Source organism: Pedococcus badiiscoriae, assembly GCF_013408925.1.
In the GTDB taxonomy this organism is placed as follows: Bacteria; Actinomycetota; Actinomycetes; order Actinomycetales; family Dermatophilaceae; genus Pedococcus; species Pedococcus badiiscoriae.
This window is the reverse complement of sequence record NZ_JACCAB010000001.1, coordinates 3355923-3371540: the sequence shown is the minus strand read 5'-3', so window position 1 is coordinate 3371540 and position 15618 is coordinate 3355923. Positions and strand designations below refer to the sequence as shown.

At 71.6% G+C, this 15618-nt stretch carries 13 protein-coding genes; 7 read left to right on the top strand and 6 right to left on the bottom strand.

Annotation, left to right across the window (positions count from 1 at the left end):
- Nucleotides 1–72: 72 nt before the first annotated feature.
- The 4 genes from BJ986_RS15930 to BJ986_RS15915 form a co-directional block, all read right to left on the bottom strand.
- Nucleotides 73–2175, bottom strand: coding sequence for a 3-hydroxyacyl-CoA dehydrogenase NAD-binding domain-containing protein (locus BJ986_RS15930; RefSeq protein WP_179423298.1), 2103 nt, complete (start codon nucleotides 2173–2175; stop codon nucleotides 73–75).
- Nucleotides 2172–3389, bottom strand: a complete 1218-nt coding sequence (locus BJ986_RS15925; RefSeq protein WP_179423296.1) for an acetyl-CoA C-acyltransferase — start codon at nucleotides 3387–3389, stop codon at nucleotides 2172–2174. Before BJ986_RS15925 ends, BJ986_RS15930 begins: the two co-directional genes overlap by 4 nt.
- Nucleotides 3390–3513: 124 nt before the next feature.
- Entirely contained in the window at nucleotides 3514–4791 is a 1278-nt protein-coding gene (locus BJ986_RS15920) for an HRDC domain-containing protein (RefSeq protein ID WP_420372051.1), read from the bottom strand.
- 45 nt (nucleotides 4792–4836) lie between these two features.
- Complete coding sequence (locus BJ986_RS15915; RefSeq protein WP_337795445.1) at nucleotides 4837–5421, bottom strand: DUF3000 domain-containing protein; 585 nt, start codon at nucleotides 5419–5421, stop codon at nucleotides 4837–4839.
- Nucleotides 5422–5503: 82 nt separating this feature from the next.
- Between BJ986_RS15915 and BJ986_RS15910 the strand changes: the two genes are divergently transcribed.
- Together BJ986_RS15910 and hemE are read left to right on the top strand one after the other, a co-directional pair.
- Nucleotides 5504–6328 (top strand): DMT family transporter, encoded by an 825-nt coding sequence (locus tag BJ986_RS15910; RefSeq protein ID WP_179423292.1) that lies wholly within the window; start codon nucleotides 5504–5506, stop codon nucleotides 6326–6328.
- An 18-nt stretch (nucleotides 6329–6346) separates the two neighbouring features.
- Nucleotides 6347–7381, top strand: coding sequence for a uroporphyrinogen decarboxylase (hemE, locus tag BJ986_RS15905; protein ID WP_179423290.1), 1035 nt, complete (start codon nucleotides 6347–6349; stop codon nucleotides 7379–7381).
- A 34-nt stretch (nucleotides 7382–7415) separates the two neighbouring features.
- Here hemE and BJ986_RS15900 read toward each other — a convergent pair whose 3' ends face one another.
- Nucleotides 7416–8411: a DUF4349 domain-containing protein gene (locus tag BJ986_RS15900; RefSeq protein WP_179423288.1), complete on the bottom strand. Its 996-nt coding sequence runs from the start codon at nucleotides 8409–8411 to the stop codon at nucleotides 7416–7418.
- A gap of 126 nt (nucleotides 8412–8537) precedes the next feature.
- Between BJ986_RS15900 and hemG the strand changes: the two genes are divergently transcribed.
- Genes hemG through BJ986_RS15885 form a run of 3 tightly spaced genes read left to right on the top strand, consistent with a single transcriptional unit; the run spans nucleotide 8538 to nucleotide 11668 of the window.
- Complete coding sequence (gene hemG, locus BJ986_RS15895; RefSeq protein ID WP_179423286.1) at nucleotides 8538–10043, top strand: protoporphyrinogen oxidase; 1506 nt, start codon at nucleotides 8538–8540, stop codon at nucleotides 10041–10043.
- A 4-nt stretch (nucleotides 10044–10047) separates the two neighbouring features.
- Nucleotides 10048–10761 (top strand): hydrogen peroxide-dependent heme synthase, encoded by a 714-nt coding sequence (hemQ, locus tag BJ986_RS15890; RefSeq protein ID WP_179423284.1) that lies wholly within the window; start codon nucleotides 10048–10050, stop codon nucleotides 10759–10761.
- 10 nt (nucleotides 10762–10771) lie between these two features.
- Entirely contained in the window at nucleotides 10772–11668 is an 897-nt protein-coding gene (locus BJ986_RS15885; protein ID WP_179423282.1) for a cytochrome c oxidase assembly protein, read from the top strand.
- A 30-nt stretch (nucleotides 11669–11698) separates the two neighbouring features.
- Here the strand turns inward: BJ986_RS15885 and msrB are convergent, their stop codons facing one another.
- Nucleotides 11699–12127, bottom strand: coding sequence for a peptide-methionine (R)-S-oxide reductase MsrB (gene msrB, locus BJ986_RS15880; protein WP_179423984.1), 429 nt, complete (start codon nucleotides 12125–12127; stop codon nucleotides 11699–11701).
- 151 nt (nucleotides 12128–12278) lie between these two features.
- Here msrB and BJ986_RS15875 point away from each other — a divergent pair, with 151 nt between their 5' ends.
- Together BJ986_RS15875 and BJ986_RS15870 are read left to right on the top strand one after the other, a co-directional pair.
- Nucleotides 12279–14429: an ATP-dependent DNA ligase gene (locus tag BJ986_RS15875; RefSeq protein ID WP_179423280.1), complete on the top strand. Its 2151-nt coding sequence runs from the start codon at nucleotides 12279–12281 to the stop codon at nucleotides 14427–14429.
- Complete coding sequence (locus BJ986_RS15870; RefSeq protein ID WP_179423278.1) at nucleotides 14429–15607, top strand: alpha/beta hydrolase; 1179 nt, start codon at nucleotides 14429–14431, stop codon at nucleotides 15605–15607. Before BJ986_RS15875 ends, BJ986_RS15870 begins: the two co-directional genes overlap by 1 nt.
- Nucleotides 15608–15618 lie beyond the last annotated feature (11 nt).

Here is a 15618-nt window from a genome sequence, read left to right as displayed (position 1 = left end):
ACGTGGCCGGCATACCGTCCGTCGGTATGCCGGCCACGCCCCTGGCAGGTGCTGTCAGGGGTTGTCCGGTGGTCAGGCTGGGACGCTGGCCGCGCCCGGGGGCAGGAACCGCTGGCCGGTGACCTTCTCGCTGACACCTTCGCGGTCGAGCAGGGGAGTGAGGCCACCGTTCCAGAACTGGAAGCCGGCACCGGTGATCATCGCCAGGTCGAGGTCCATCGGGGCCGCGACGACCCCCTCGTCGAGCATCCGGCGCGCCTCGTCGGCCAGCACGCCGAGAACCCGCTCGCGGACCTCCTCGGTGGACAGCACGACCGGGTCGGCCGGCTTGTCGAACAGCGCCTCGACCTCGGGGTCGACGATCGGCTTGCCCTCGGGCCAGACGTAGACGGCCGGCTTCTTGGCCTCGACGACCTTGCGCAGGTTCTCGGAGACGTAGAAACGGTCCGGGAAGGCCTTGGCGAGGGTCTCGTTGTTGTGCAGCGCGATCGCCGGCCCGACCAGGCCGAGCAGGATGAACGGCGGCATGGGGGCGAGCCCGGCGAAGGCGCGGTCGGCGACCTCGATCGGGGTGCCCTCGTCGACGACCCTGGCGACCTCGCCCATGAACCGGCCGAGGAGGCGGTTCACGATGAAGGACGGGCTGTCCTTGACGAGGATGGTCGTCTTCTTCAGGGTCTTGCCGGTGGCGAACGCCGTCGCCAGGGCGGCGTCGTCGGTCCGCTCGCCCTTGATGATCTCGAGCAGCGGCATGACGGCGACCGGGTTGAAGAAGTGGAACCCGACGACCCGCTCGGGGTGCTGGAGCTCGGCGGCCATCTCGGTGATGGACAGCGAGGACGTGTTGGTCGCGAGGACGCACTCGGGGCTGACGATCGCCTCGACCTCGGCCCAGACCGTCTTCTTGACCGACATCTCCTCGAAGACCGCCTCGATGACGAAGTCGGCGTCGGCGAACCCGTCCTTCGAGGTCGCCCCGGTGACCAGGGCCTTGAGCCGGTTGGCCTGGTCGGGGCCGACCCGGCGCTTGCCGAGCAGCTTGTCGACCTCGGCGTGGACGTAGCCCACACCCTTGGCCACCCGCTCCTCGTCGAGGTCGGTCATGACGACAGGGACCTGCAGGCGCTGGGCGAACAGCAGCGCGAGCTGGCTGGCCATGAGACCTGCCCCGACGATGCCGACCTTGGTCACCTTGCGGGCCAGCGCCTTGTCGGGTGCGCCGGCGGGGCGCTTGGCCCGGCGCTGGACCAGGTCGAAGGAGTAGAGACCCGCGCGCAGCTCGTCGCCCATGACCAGATCGGCCAGCGCCTCGTCCTCGGCGGCGAAGGCCTCGTCGCGAGTGGAGGTGCGCGCCGCCTCGACGAGCGCAAGCGCCCGGTAGGGAGCCGGTGACTTGCCACCGGTCTTGAGGTCGACCAGGCCCTTGGCGGCCTTGAGGGCAGCTGCCCACTCGGCCTCGTCGCGGGAGACCTCCGGTCGCTCGACCGTCGTCTCACCGGTGAGCACGCGTGCCGCCCACAGCAGCGACTCCTCGAGGAAGTCCGCCGGCTCGAACATCGCGTCGGCGATGCCGAGCTCGAACGCCTGGGGACCCTTGAGCATGCGGTTCATGTTCATCGGGTTCTCGATGATGACCTTGAGCGCGTTCGCCGGGCCGATGAGGTTCGGCAGCAGGTAGCAGCCACCCCACCCGGGCACCAGCCCGAGGAAGGTCTCCGGGAGCGCCAGCGCGGGGACACCGGCCGAGATCGTCCGGTAGTCGGCGGACAGCGCGATCTCGACGCCACCACCCATGGCGGCACCGTTGACGAACGCGAAGGTCGGGACGGGCAGGTCCATGATCGCGCCGAAGGCGTCGTGGCCTGCGCGGGCGACCTCGAGGGCCTGCTCGCGGTCGCCGGCCTGCGACACGGCCTTGAGGTCGGCGCCGACGGCGAAGATGAACGGCTTGCCGGTGATGCCGACCGCCTGGATCTCACCGGCGTCGGCCCGAGTGCGCAGGGCGTCGATGGTGGCCTTCAGCCCGGCGATGGTCTGCGGGCCGAAGGTGTTGGGCTTGGTGTGGTCGAAGCCGTTGTCCAGGGTGACCAGCGCCAGGGTGCCCCCGTTGCCCGGGAGGGCGACGTCGCGCACCGGGGTGTGGGTCACGACCTCTTCGAAAGTCTGCTCGCTCATGCCGCGGCCTCCGTGCCGTAGTCAGCGTGGTGGGGGTTCTCCCAGATCACCGAGGCGCCCATGCCGATGCCGATGCACATGGCGGTCAGGCCGTAGCGCACCTCCGGGTGCTCCTCGAACTGCCGGGCCAGCTGGGTCATGAGCCGCACGCCGGACGAGGCGAGCGGGTGACCGACGGCGATGGCGCCGCCGTACTGGTTGACCCGCGGGTCGTCGTCCGCGATGCCGAAGTGCTCGAGGAACGCCAGCACCTGCACGGCGAAGGCCTCGTTGAGCTCGAACAGGCCGATGTCCTCGATGGACAGGCCGGCCTTGGCCAGCGCCTTCTCGGTGGCGGGAACCGGTCCGATCCCCATCACCTCGGGTTCGACGCCCACGAACGCGAAGTCCACGAGGCGCATCCGCACGGGCAGGCCGAGCTCTGCCGCGGCCTCGGCAGAGGCGAGGATGCACGCGGTGGCCCCGTCGTTGAGGCCGGCCGAGTTGCCGGCGCTGACGCTGCCGTGCGGGCGGAACGGGGTCTTGAGGGACGCGAGGTCCTCGACCGTCGTGCCCGGACGCGGCGGCTCGTCCTGGGTGGCGAGGCCGTATCCGAGCTCCTGGTGGCGCGTGGCGACCGGGACGAGGTCGGGCTGGATCTTGTCGTTCGCATACGCCTTGGCCAGCTTCTCCTGCGAGCCCACGGCATACGCGTCGCTGCGCTCCTTGGTCAGGGACGGGAACCGGTCGTGCAGGTTCTCCGCGGTCGAGCCCATGACCAGGGCCGAGGGGTCGACGAGCTTCTCGGCGACGATCCGCGGGTTGGGGTCGACGCCCTCACCCATGGGGTGGTGGCCCATGTGCTCGACGCCGCCGGCGATCGCGATGTCGATGGAGCCGAACGCGATCGAGCTCGCGGTCGTGGTCACCGCCGTCATCGCGCCCGCGCACATGCGGTCGATGGAGTACCCGGGAGTGGTCTTGGGCAGGCCGGAGAGCAGGGCAGCCATGCGCCCGAGGGTCAGGCCCTGGTCGCCGATCTGCGTGGTGGCGGCGATGGCGACCTCCTCCACTCGCTCCGGGGGGAGCTCGGGGTGGCGACGCATCAGCTCGCGGATGCAGCGGATGACGAGGTCGTCGGCGCGCGTCTGGGCATACATGCCCTTGTCGCCGGCCTTGCCGAACGGCGTGCGAACACCGTCGACGAACACGACCTCATGAAGGGTGCGGGGCACGGGTGGCCTCCCTTGATCGGGACTGGGGGTGTGGGTTCACCGGTATGCCGGTGGGTACGGCACCGATGCTACTTCTCGGTAACAACGAGGTCACCAGGACGGCCGCGTGAGAGCCGTCACCCGGTCAGGCGTCGGGGTTGGCCTCGAACGCAGCCTCGATCATCGGGGCGACCACCTCGGCCTGCCAGGGCCTCGCGCCGAGGGCGCGCAGGGCCTCGGCGAAACCCGCTGCCGTCTGGTCTGCCGGCGGCGTCCAGATGACCCGGCGCAGGGGCTCGGGAGACAGGACGTTCTCGATCGGGATCACGTGCTCGGCGGCGAAGGCGGTGAGCGCCTCGCGCGTGGCCGTCAGCCTGGCCGCCGCGACCGGGTTGCGCTCGGCCCAGGAGCGCTGCGGCGGCGGACCGTCCGAGCGCAGGGTCATCGGGGGCAGGTCTGCCTCGGGGATCGCGTTGGCCCGCGCGATCGCGTCGAGCCACTGGCGCTGGTAGCGCCGGATCGAGCGGTGTCCGCCGGTCAGCGTGCCGGGGTTTGTCGGCGACTCCATCGCCATCTCGACCAGCACGGCGTCGGGCAGGACCCGCCCGGGGGCGACGTCGCGGTCCTGGGCGATCTGGTCGCGCGTCTCCCACAGCTCCCGCACCACGGCCGCGATCCTGCGGTGGCGGACCCGGTGCATGCCGCTGGTGCGCCGCCAGGGGTCGACCCGCTGCGCCGGCCCGACGAAGTCGAGCAGCGCCTCGAACTCCTCGCGCGCCCAGCTGGCCTTGCCCTGCTTGGCGAGGTCCACCCCCATCAGGTTGCGGACATCGACCAGCACCTCGACGTCGAGGGCGGCGTAGCGCAGCCACGGTTCGGGCAGGGGCCGGGTGGACCAGTCGACGGCGGAGTGCTCCTTGGCCAGCGACAGGCCCAGGTAGTGCTCGACGACGGCAGCGAGGCCGACCCGGGGGAGGCCGAGCAACCGGCCGGCGAGCTCGGTGTCGAACAGCTGCTGCGGTCGCAGTCCCACCTCCGCGAGGCAGGCGAGGTCCTGGGTGGCCGCGTGCAGGATCCACTCGGCGCTGCCGATGGCGTCGTTCACGGGCGACAGGTCCGGGCACGCGATGGGGTCGATCAGCCAGGTGCCGGAACCCTCGCGTCGGATCTGCACCAGATAGGCGCGCTGGCCGTAGCGGTAGCCGCTGGCCCGCTCGGCGTCGAGCGCGACAGGTCCCTCGCCGGCGGCGATCGCGCGGGCGGCCTCCATCAGGGCCCGTTCGGACTCGACGACCGGAGGCACCCCGTCGACGGGCATTTCGAGCGGGGTCAGCTCGACGGCTGGCGCCGGCTCCGCCACCTGCTCGGCCGGCTGCGCCACCGCCTGCTCGGCCTGCGTCTGCGCAGCCTCGGTGTCGGTCACCGGATCAACCTACCCGGCCCGTGCCCCTGACCACGCGCGAAGACGTCAGCGACGCGGACCCGGAAGCGCGATGACGCCCTCGGGCAGCGGCGGGAGTCCCGCGATGGTGCACAGCAGGTCGGACCAGGCGATCAGGTGGGCGCCGACGTTGCCGGCCACCGGGGTCCATGAGGCACGGACCTCCATCTCGACGCTGGCGGGGCGGTCGGACAGACCCGCGAAGCTCTCCGAGACCACCCTCGTGACGGTGCCTGCCTCGGCGGTGAAGCCCAGGTTGTGGTTGGCGAGGGCGTCGGTCAGCCACGACCAGCCGACCGCGCCGAGCATCGGGTCGTTGGCCAGCTCGGGCTCGAGCTCGGCCCGCGCGAACGTCACCGCACGCCAGGCCCCGTCCCAGGGGTCGGGGATCGAGGGATCGTGCAGCAGCACGAAACGGCCTGAGGCCAGCTCGTCCTGATCGGGTGCGGCGCCCACCACCTCGGCGGTGAGGGCCACGGCATACGGCGCGATGCGCTGGGGAGCGGGCACCTCGGTGAGGCGCACCTCGGGGCGCAGACGCGCACCGCGCAGGTCGCTGAGCGCCTGCGTGAACTCGGGGGATTGGTCGCCAGGGACCGTTCGGCTGCCCACTCTCAGAGGGTATGCCGAGCCGTCGGATATCACAGGGAGGCTGCCGTCCGCGTCGTGTCGCGGTGACCGGTAGCGTGCGCGCATGCTCTCCCTGCTCGCGCTCGCGTCCAGTGCCAGCTGGGGGACCGCGGACTTCTTCGCCGGGCTGTTCTCCCGGCGACGTCCGGCCGTCGCCGTCGTGGGCTGGACGCAGTCCCTGGCGTTCCTCGTGCTGTGCGTCGCCGTCGCCACCCAGTGGGACCACCTCACCTGGACGGGATGGCCGCTGTGGTCGGTCGGGGCCGCCGTCTCCGGGGTCACCGGCCTGCTCTGCTTCTACACCGCCCTCGCCGGCGGCACGATCGGCGTCGTCGCGCCGATCGCGGCGCTGGGGGTGGCCGTCCCGGTGCTGCTCGGGGTGGTCACCGGTGACGAGCCCTCCTCGCTGACCTGGGTGGGGATCGTGGTCGCCGTCGTCGGGGTGACCCTGGCGTCGGGACCGGAGCTGAGCGGCGGAGTGTCCCCGCGGCCCGTGGTGCTGGCGGGTGTGGCGGCCGTGGGGTTCGGCATGGCGCTGTTCTGCATCGACCGTGGCGCCCGCTCGTCCACGCTGATGACGCTGTGGGGGATGCGGGGGGTCTCGTTCGTCGTGTTCCTCACGCTGGCGGCGGTGGCGCGGTCCTGGGGAGGGGTTCAGGCGCGCGAGGTGCCGGCGCTGTTCGCCATCGGCTGTGGTGACATGGGTGCCAACCTCCTGTTCGCCATCGCCTCCTCCCGCGGCCAGGTCAGTGTCGCGAGCGTGCTCGGCTCGCTCTACCCGGTGGTCACCATCGTGCTGGCGCGGGTCCTCCTGCGCGAGCGGCTGCGCAGGATCCAGCAGGTGGGCGCCGTGCTGTCGCTGGCAGGGGCGGCGATCATCGCTCTCTGAGCAACCTAGGATTGTGCGGTGACCTCCCCCCACGACTCCGCCCTGGTCCGTGCTGCCCGCCGCCAGCCGGTGAGCCACACCCCGGTCTGGTTCATGCGCCAGGCGGGCCGGTCCCTGCCGGAGTACCGCGCGGCCCGTGAGGGCGTCGGCATGCTCGAGTCGTGCAGGCGTCCCGAGCTGGTCACCGAGATCACCCTCCAGCCGGTGCGCCGCCACGGGGTCGACGCGGCGATCTTCTTCTCCGACATCGTCGTGCCCCTGGCCGCCGTCGGCGTGGACCTCGACATCGTCCCGGGCGTCGGCCCGGTGGTGGCCAAGCCGATCCGCACGCGCGGCGACCTCGACCGGCTGCCCGAGCTCACGCCGGAGCACGTCGGCTACATCACCGAAGCCGTCCAGCTCCTGACCGCCGAGCTCGGCGCGACCCCGCTGATCGGCTTCGCCGGTGCACCCTTCACCCTCGCGAGCTACCTCGTCGAGGGCGGCCCGAGCAAGAACCACGAGCACACCAAGGCCCTGATGTACGGGGACCCGGAGCTGTGGCACGACCTGTGTGCCCGGCTGGCCCAGATCTCCGGCACCTTCCTCGACGTGCAGGCCGCGGCCGGTGCCTCGGCGGTGCAGCTGTTCGACTCGTGGGTGGGCGCCCTGCCTCGCGCCGACTACGAACGGTTCGTGGCCCCGCACTCGACCGCAGCGCTGGCCGCGGTGGCGGCCCGCGGCATACCCACGATCCACTTCGGGGTCGGCACCGGCGAGCTGCTGCCCGCCATGGGCGCGGTGGGAGCCGACGTGGTCGGCGTCGACTACCGGGTGTCGCTCACCGACGCCCTCGCCCGGCTCGACGGCTCGTATGCCGTGCAGGGCAACCTCGACCCCGCCCTCCTCTTCGCGCCGTGGGAGGCGCTGGAGGCCAAGGTCCGCTCGATCGTCGAGGAGGGAAAGGCCGCGCCCGGCCACATCTTCAACCTGGGCCACGGCGTGCTGCCCGACACCGACCCCGATGTCCTGACCCGCGTCGTGGAGCTCGTGCACGAGGTCGGCCAGCGCTGAGTCGCTGACCGACCTCGCCCCGCCGGGCGTGGGGCTACTGCGGCAGGACCGCAGGCGGCGGAGTCGCCACCCGACGGCGGCGCAGGTACCACCACACCGGCAGCCCGATGAGGGCGACCACCACGAGGAACGGGACCACGGCGCCGACGATCGTCAGCAGCACGGTGGCCGAACCGGTGAAGGCGTCCCAGCCGCTCTTGAGTCCCGCGAGGAAGCCCGCCTCGTGCGGCTTCACGACGATCACGTTCGGCTCGGTGGTGAGGCTGATCTGGACGGGGGAGCGGGCGACGCTGCCCTTGAGCGAGGCGAGCTGGGCCTCCAGCGCCTCCAGGTCGGACTGGCGCCTGGTCAGCTCGGCCTCGAGGGTGACGATCTGGGTGAGGTCCTTGGCGGACTGCAGGAAGGCGCGGACGCGTTCGACGCTGGCCCGCATCGTGTCGAGCCGCGAGGCCGTGTCGACGATCTGGGCGCCGACGTCCTCGCTCGAGCTCGTCGATCGGATCACCGTGCCCACGGACCCGAGGTCGGACAGCACCCCGTCGAGCTCGGACGACGGCACCGAGATGGTGATCTCGGCATAGGTCGTGGCGGTCACCGTCGACGACTCGACGAGCGGGACGTCGCTGTTGGTCGTCCCGACGTTCTCGGACAGGACGATGCCCTGGGCGGCCGCCGTGGTGGCGCGCACCTTGGCCACGGCCTGGCCGATGTTTGTGACCTGGAGGGCGATGGTGGCGCGCCGGGCGAGGGAGTCCTGGGTCGCCGCGAGGTTCGCCGCGAGGTTGGCCCGCGTGACCCCGGTGCCGGCGCCCGCAGCGGGTTTGGCCGAGTCACCCCCGGCGGGAGCGCCCACCGCAGACGGGACGGAGGCGCCCCGGCCGACGGACTCGTTGGCGCCGTTCATGACCGAGGCCGCACTGTGGGCGCTGGACGTGCTGGAGCCCCCGCCGCCGCAGGCAGCCAGGGCGAGGGTTGCGAGGAGTGCCGCGCCGATGGCGGCGGTGCTGCGATGCGGGCTAACAGGGAACATGGCGACCCCCTGGTCGTGTCGAGCTGTCGGATCGGGATGGGCGAGCTACCGGTGCGACTCTCGTGGTGGCCCCGGCGTTCCCACCCGGTGGTGTCGAAACCGTCACGATGTTGAAAGGGTGTGGGCATGGCCGGGTCACGGATCGTCATCGTCGGGGGAGGCATCGCCGGACTGGCCTGCGCCTGGGACCTGTCGCACGCGGTTCCCGACGCGACGATCACCGTCCTCGACGCGTCCGACCGCCCCGGCGGCAAGCTCAGGCGTGAGCCGGTGGCGGGGGTCGCCCTGGACGTGGGGGCCGAGTCGATGCTGGCCAGGCGGCCCGAGGCGCTCGACCTGCTCTCCGAGCTCGGCGCGGACGACGAGGTCGTCCACCCCGACACGACGTCGGCGTCCATCTGGTCACGCGGCGACCTGCACCCGCTGCCCAAGGGCACGCTCATGGGGATCCCGTCGCCGCCAGCCTCGGCCCTCGGCATCCTGTCGGCCGACGAGGTGGCGCGAGCGGAACACGAGACGCCCTGGGGCAGTGACGACTTCGAGGACGTGTCGGTCGGGGAGTACGTCGCCGCCCGCCTGGGCGACGCTGTGGTCGACCGCCTCGTCGAGCCCCTCCTCGGTGGGGTGTATGCCGGGCAGGCCCGGGCGTTGTCGTTGCGCGCCTGCCTGCCGTCGGTGTTCGCGGCGGCGAAGCGCGGCCAGTCCCTGGCTGAGACCGCGGCCGCCTCCGCCGCCTCAGCCGCGGCCGCCTCGGCCGCCACGAGTGAAACCGCAGGCGTCCCGGTGGCTGGTGCGCCCGCACCCGTCTTCGCCGGCCTCGTCGGCGGCGTGGGCCGTCTCGCCGAGCTGCTGACCGAGTCCCTCCGGGCCCGCGGCGTGACGATCCGCAGCGGCGCCATCGTCCGCGAGCTCCACCGTCACCCCGACGGTGAGCACGGCCACCTCGAGCCCACCGCGCCCGGCGGCGGCTGGTCGGTCGTGGTCGGACCCCGTCCTCGGCCCGAGCGGTTTGTCGCCGATGCCGTCGTCATCGCGGTTCCGGCCGCCCCCGCCAGCCGCCTGCTCGCCGCGCACCTTCCCGACGCGGCACGGGCACTGCGCGAGATCGAGTACGCGTCGATGGCAATCATCACCCTCGCCGTCGGGGCGCCGGGGCCGACCACGGTGCCGCTGCCGGGCTCGGGGTTCCTCGTGCCGGCCGTCGAGGGCCGGACCATCAAGGCCAGCACGTTCTCCTCGACGAAGTGGCGCTGGACCGCGGAGGCAGCCGACGACCTGTCCTTCCTGCGCGCCTCGGTGGGCCGGTACGGCGAGACCAGCGACCTGCAGCGGCCCGACGACGAGCTCGTCGCGATCGCCGTCGCAGAGGTGAGCGAGGCGCTCGGCCACCAGCTGCCTCGCGTCGTGGACACCCATGTCCAGCGCTGGGGAGGTGCCCTCCCGCAGTACACCGTCGGGCACCTCGACCGCGTCGCCCGCATCCGGACCGCCGCCGCGGGGGCGCCCGGGCTGGAGCTGGCAGGCGCGGCATACGAGGGCGTGGGCATCCCGGCGTGCATCGCCAGTGGGCGTGCGGCGGCGGTGGCCGTGGCCACCCACCTGCGGACGCGTGCGACCGGCGCGGGAAGATAGGCCCATGAGCGAGCCACACCCGTCCAACCCCAACGCAGCCCGGATCCGGGAGATCAACGACTCGATCCGGTATGCCATGTGGTCGGTCTTCTCCGTCACCGCGCCGCTGGGCGACAGCCGGGACGTGATGGCCAAGGAGGTCGAGGACCTCTTCGCCCGGCTCGAGTCAGAAGGCGTCGTGACCCGCGGCATCTATGACATCGGCGGCCTGCGCGCGGACGCCGACTTCATGGTCTGGTGGCACGCCGAGCGCATCGAGGACGTCCAGCGCGCCTACCGCTCGCTGCTGCGCACCGAGCTCGGCCACCTGCTCGAACCCACGTGGTCGGCCGCCGCGCTGCACCGGCCGGCCGAGTTCAACAAGAGCCACATCCCGGCGTTCCTCGGCGACGAGCCGCCCAAGGACTTCATCTGCGTCTATCCGTTCGTGCGGTCCTACGAGTGGTACCTGCTGCCCGACGCCGAGCGTCGCGACATGCTGCGAGAGCACGGCCAGCAGGCTCGCGACTTCCCCGACGTGCGGGCCAACACGATCGCCTCGTTCGCGCTGAACGACTACGAGTGGGTGCTGGCCTTCGAGGCCGACGAGCTGCACCGCATCGTCGACCTGATGCGTGAGCTGCGCGCCTCGCGGGCGCGGATGCACGTCCGCGAGGAGCTGCCGTTCCACACGGGCCGGCGGGTGCCGGTCGACGAGCTGCTCGCGTCCTTGCGCTGAGGTCGCAGTCATGACCGTCTTCACCCTCAGCGACATCGTCACCCGCTGGGTGGTGTCCCCGTTCGGGACCTTGGTGGCCCTGCTGCTGAGCGTGGCGTACGCAGCAGGACTGGTCGCGCTGCGCCGATCGGGGGAGCACGTGCCCGTGCTCCGACCGCTCGTCTTCTACGTCGTCGGGATCGGTTCGCTGGTGCTGGCGACCGACGGGGGTCTCGCGGCCGCGCGGAGCACGTCGTTCGTGGCCGCCGCAGCCCAGTCGGCGGTCCTCGCGGCGATCACGCCCATCGGTATCGCCCTGGGGGATCCGCTGGGACTGGCGCGGCGTGCACTGGGCCCGGGGGCGACGCGTGGCCTGGACCGGGTGGTGGGCAGCCGCGTGGCCCGAGTCGTGTTCTTCCCCCTGGTCGGCTCGGTGGTCGCCACGGCGTTGCACCTGCTGGTGTTCACCACGGGATGGCTCGCGGCGTCGGTCGCTTCGGCCTGGGTCCGCGAGCTGACGTATGCAGTGCTGTTGGTCAGCGGGTTGGTGTTCGTCCTGCCACTCCTGGGCGAGGCGCTGGTGCCGACCTGGTGCACCGCGGGAGTGCGGGTGTTGATCGCCTTCGGCGACGGCCTGCTCGACGCGGTGCCCGGGGTCGTGGTGATGGCCTCCCCGTCGCTGCTCGGAGCGCCGGTGGCGGCCTACCTGGCCGCACCGGATCCGCTGTGGCAGCAGCGGCTCGGGGGCGGGGCGATGTTCGGGATCGCCGAGGTCGTGGGCCTTCCCCTGCTGGCGGCCACGGTTGCGGTCTGGGTCCGGTCGGACGCGCGCGAGGCAGCGCTCGTCGACGCCCGCCTCGACCTCGAGGAGGAGTCTGATCGTCCGTGGTGGGAGACGGACCCACGGTTCACCCGTCGGGCTCCGTAGATCCGCCGCCTGCCACGGCCTCGCTCGCGATCAGCCTGCGTCGGCCTGGGGGCGCAGGGTCATCGAGATCGAGTTGATGCAGAACCGCTGGTCTGTGGGGGTGCCATAGCCCTCACCCTCGAAGACGTGCCCGAGGTGGCTGCCGCAGGTGGCGCAGCGCACCTCGACCCGCTTCATCCCCATCGAGACGTCCTCGATGTACTCGACCGAGTCGCCCGCCAGCGGCGAGTAGAACGACGGCCACCCGCAGTGGCTGTCGAACTTCGTCTCGGAGGTGAACAGCTCGGCGCCGCACGCCCGGCAGGCATAGACACCTTCGGTCTTGGTGTCGGTGTACTCGCCGACGTAGGGGCGCTCGGTGCCGGCCTGGCGCAGCACCTGGTACTCGGCCGGGCTGAGCTCGGCGCGCCATTCCTCGTCGGTCTTCGACACGGCATACGTGCGGTCGGTCTGGTCCATGCTCACGCTGCGACTCCTTCGGGGGACGGTGACTGGGCTTCGTCGAAACAGCTTCACGACCATCTCAACGCAATCGAGGTCGATTCTGGTCCCCGGGGTGGTCGCGGCCATCCTTACGGCCCGGTGACGAGGGCCCGACTAGGCTCGCGCCATGGTGGCAAAGGCAACCGAGCTGGAGGTCCCGGGGGGACCTGACGGATCGCGACTGGTGCGGATCTCGAGCCCCGACCGGCTGATCTGGCCCGATGACGGCATCTCCAAGCTCGACCTGGCGCGCTACGCCGTCGACGTCTCGGACGGCTTCATGGGGGCCCTGCGCAACCGTCCCGTCACGCTCCAGCGGTTCCCCGAGGGCATCACGGGCGAGGAGTTCTGGACCAAGAACCCGCCCAAGGGCATGCCTGACTTCATCCACCCGGTGATGTGCACGTATCCCTCCGGGCGCAGGCACCTGCAGGTCGTGGTGGAGGAGCCCGCCGCCGTGGTGTGGGCGATCCAGATGAACACGGTGACGTTCCACCCGTGGCCGGTCCGCACCTCCGACGTCGACAAGCCCGACGAGCTGCGCATCGACCTCGACCCGCAGCCGGGACGCGACTTCAAGGACGCGGTCGAGGCGGCCCTCGTGCTGCGCGAGCTACTCACCGAGGTCGGCCTGACCGGCTGGGCCAAGACGTCCGGCAACCGCGGCGTGCACGTGTTCGTCCGGATCGCGCCCACCCACGAGTTCCTCGACGTGCGGCACGGGGTCATCGGCATCGCCCGTGAGCTCGAACGTCGCCTGCCCGACCTCGTGACCACCTCGTGGTGGAAGGAGCAACGCGGTGAGCGGGTCTTCGTCGACTTCAACCAGGCGTGCCGCGACCGCACCATCGCGTCGGCCTACAGCCCCCGCCCACTGCCCGGGGCGCCGGTGAGTATGCCGGTCACCTGGGACGCGCTTTCGAGTGTCAGCCCCAGCGACTTCACCGTGCTCACCGTGCCGGGGATCGTCGCTGCCCAGGGGGATGCGTGGGCGGACATGGACAAGGCGGTCGGTGACGTGACTGCGGCAATCGCCTTGTGGGACAAGGACATCGAGGAGAGGGGCCTGGGCGAGCTGAACTTCCCGCCGGACTACCCGAAGATGCCGGGGGAGCCGCCGCGGGTGCAGCCGAGCAAGCGCCGTCAGGACAAGTCCGACGAGGACTACATGCCGCCGAAGGCCGAGCGGGATGCCGACCTGCGCTCCGTGTGGGGTCCGGTGGTGCCCCCGGTGGCGCCGATGCTCGCCAAGCCCGTGAAGGGCATCCCTACCGGTGACTACCTGTTCGAGCCGAAGTGGGACGGGTTCCGCTCGATCATCTTCCGCTCGGGCGACCAGGTCGAGATCGGCAGCCGCAACGAGAAGCCGATGACGCGCTACTTCCCCGAGGTCGTCGAGGCGGTGCTGGCGAACTTCCCCGACAAGTGCGTCGTGGACGGCGAGATCGTGCTCATCGGGGCGACCGGCGACCGCCTCGACTTCGACGCGTTGCAGCAGCGGATCCACCCCGCTGCCAGCCGGGTGAAGAGGCTGGCGTCGGAGACGCCCGCGAGCTTCGTGGCCTTCGACCTGCTGGCTCTCGGCGAGGACGACCTGACGCAGCGCCCCTTCGGCGAACGGCGCGCCCTGCTCGAGCAGGCGCTGGCGCAGGCCAAGGCACCGATCCACCTGACGAGGGCCACCGACGACCCGGCCGTCGCGAAGGACTGGTTCGAGCAGTTCGAAGGGGCCGGCCTCGACGGCGTCATCGCGAAGCCGCTGGACATCGCCTACGTCCCTGACAAGCGGCTGATGCTCAAGATCAAGCACGAGCGCACCGCCGACTGCGTCGTGGCGGGCTACCGCACCCACAAGGCCGGCGACGACCTCATCGGCTCGCTGCTCCTCGGCCTGTACACCGACGAAGGTTCCCTGATGAGCGTCGGCGTGATCGGGGCGTTCCCGATGGCTCGGCGCAAGGAGCTGTTCGACGAGCTGCAGCCCCTGGTCACCGACTTCGACGACCACCCGTGGGCCTGGGCGAAGGAGGAGATGGGCAGTCGCACCCCGACCAGCGGGGCGACGTCGCGCTGGAACGCGGGCAAGGACCTGTCCTTCACCCCGCTGCGGCCCGAGCGGGTCGTCGAGGTGAGGTACGACCACATGGAGGGTGCGCGGTTCCGTCACACCGCCCAGTTCGTCCGCTGGCGCCCCGACCGTGAGCCGCGGTCGTGCACCTACGACCAGCTCGAGGAGCCGGTCAGCTTCGACCTCGCCGACGTGCTGGGGGAGCGCTAGTGGCCGGCGGGTCGAACCCTCCGTCACCGGGCCGCAAGGCGGCCATCGCCGGCGCGGTGACGACCGGGGCCGCCCTGGCGGCCGGCGCCCTGACGTCAGTGGGGGCCGCGACGTACTTCGCCCGCCGCGTCCTCACCCCCGACCGCCAGCGTCCCGACGACACCCAGATCCTGGCCGTCGCCGACGACTCGGTGACCCTGGGGGTGAACCCTGAGACGGTCTCGCCGGGGCGGTACGGGCTGTGGCTCGACGGGGAGCGCGGTCACGCCAGGCTGGGCGAGGTCCTGGAGCTCGACCAGGGATCGGGCCGTGTCCGGCGAGAGCTGCTCGGGGTCGACTTCGGACACCTCGCCGGAGGGTTCGGCCGCTGGAACCAGTACTACTTCTGCAGCCCTCCGGACCGGTCGCTGGGGCTGCGCACCGAGTACGTCGACGTCCTCACCGAGCTCGGGACCATGCCGGCCTGGGTGGTCCCCGCGGCAACCCCGTCGCACCGCTGGGCGATCCTCGTGCACGGCCGCGGCGCGAGACGCCACGAGGGACTGCGCGCCGTGAAGCCGTTGCACGACAGCGGGATCAACGTGATCATCCCCAGCTACCGCAACGACCTCGGGGCGCGAAGCGGACCGGACGGGCGCTACAACCTCGGTCTGTCCGAGTGGCGCGACATCGAGGACGCCGGCCTGCACGCCGTCCAGCGCGGGGCGCGCGAGCTGCTCCTGGTGGGCTGGTCGATGGGTGGGGCGATCGTCCTGCAGACCCTCAGCCGCTCCTGGCTGGCCGACCACGTCACCCACGTGGTGCTCGATGCGCCGGTCATCGACTGGGGTGACGTGCTGGCGCACCACGCGCGGGCCAACGGCATCCCGGCTCCCATCGGCGGCCTCGGCCGTGCGCTGATGGGCCGCCGATCGGCCCGACGCCTCGTGGGCGTGCACGACCCCGTGGACGTCGCCAAGACGAACTGGGTGGCGCGGGCCGGCGAGCTGTCGCACCCGATCCTGCTGATCCACTCGGTCGACGACGAGTTCGTGCCCGTGGGTCCCTCGCTGGCCCTGGCGGCCGCCCGGTCCGACCTGGTGACGATGGAGCGGTGGGACAGGGCTCGGCACACCAAGGAGTGGAACGTCGACCCTGGTCGCTGGGAGAGGTCGGTCGCGGAGTTCGTGGCGACCTGAGTCGTTGCCGC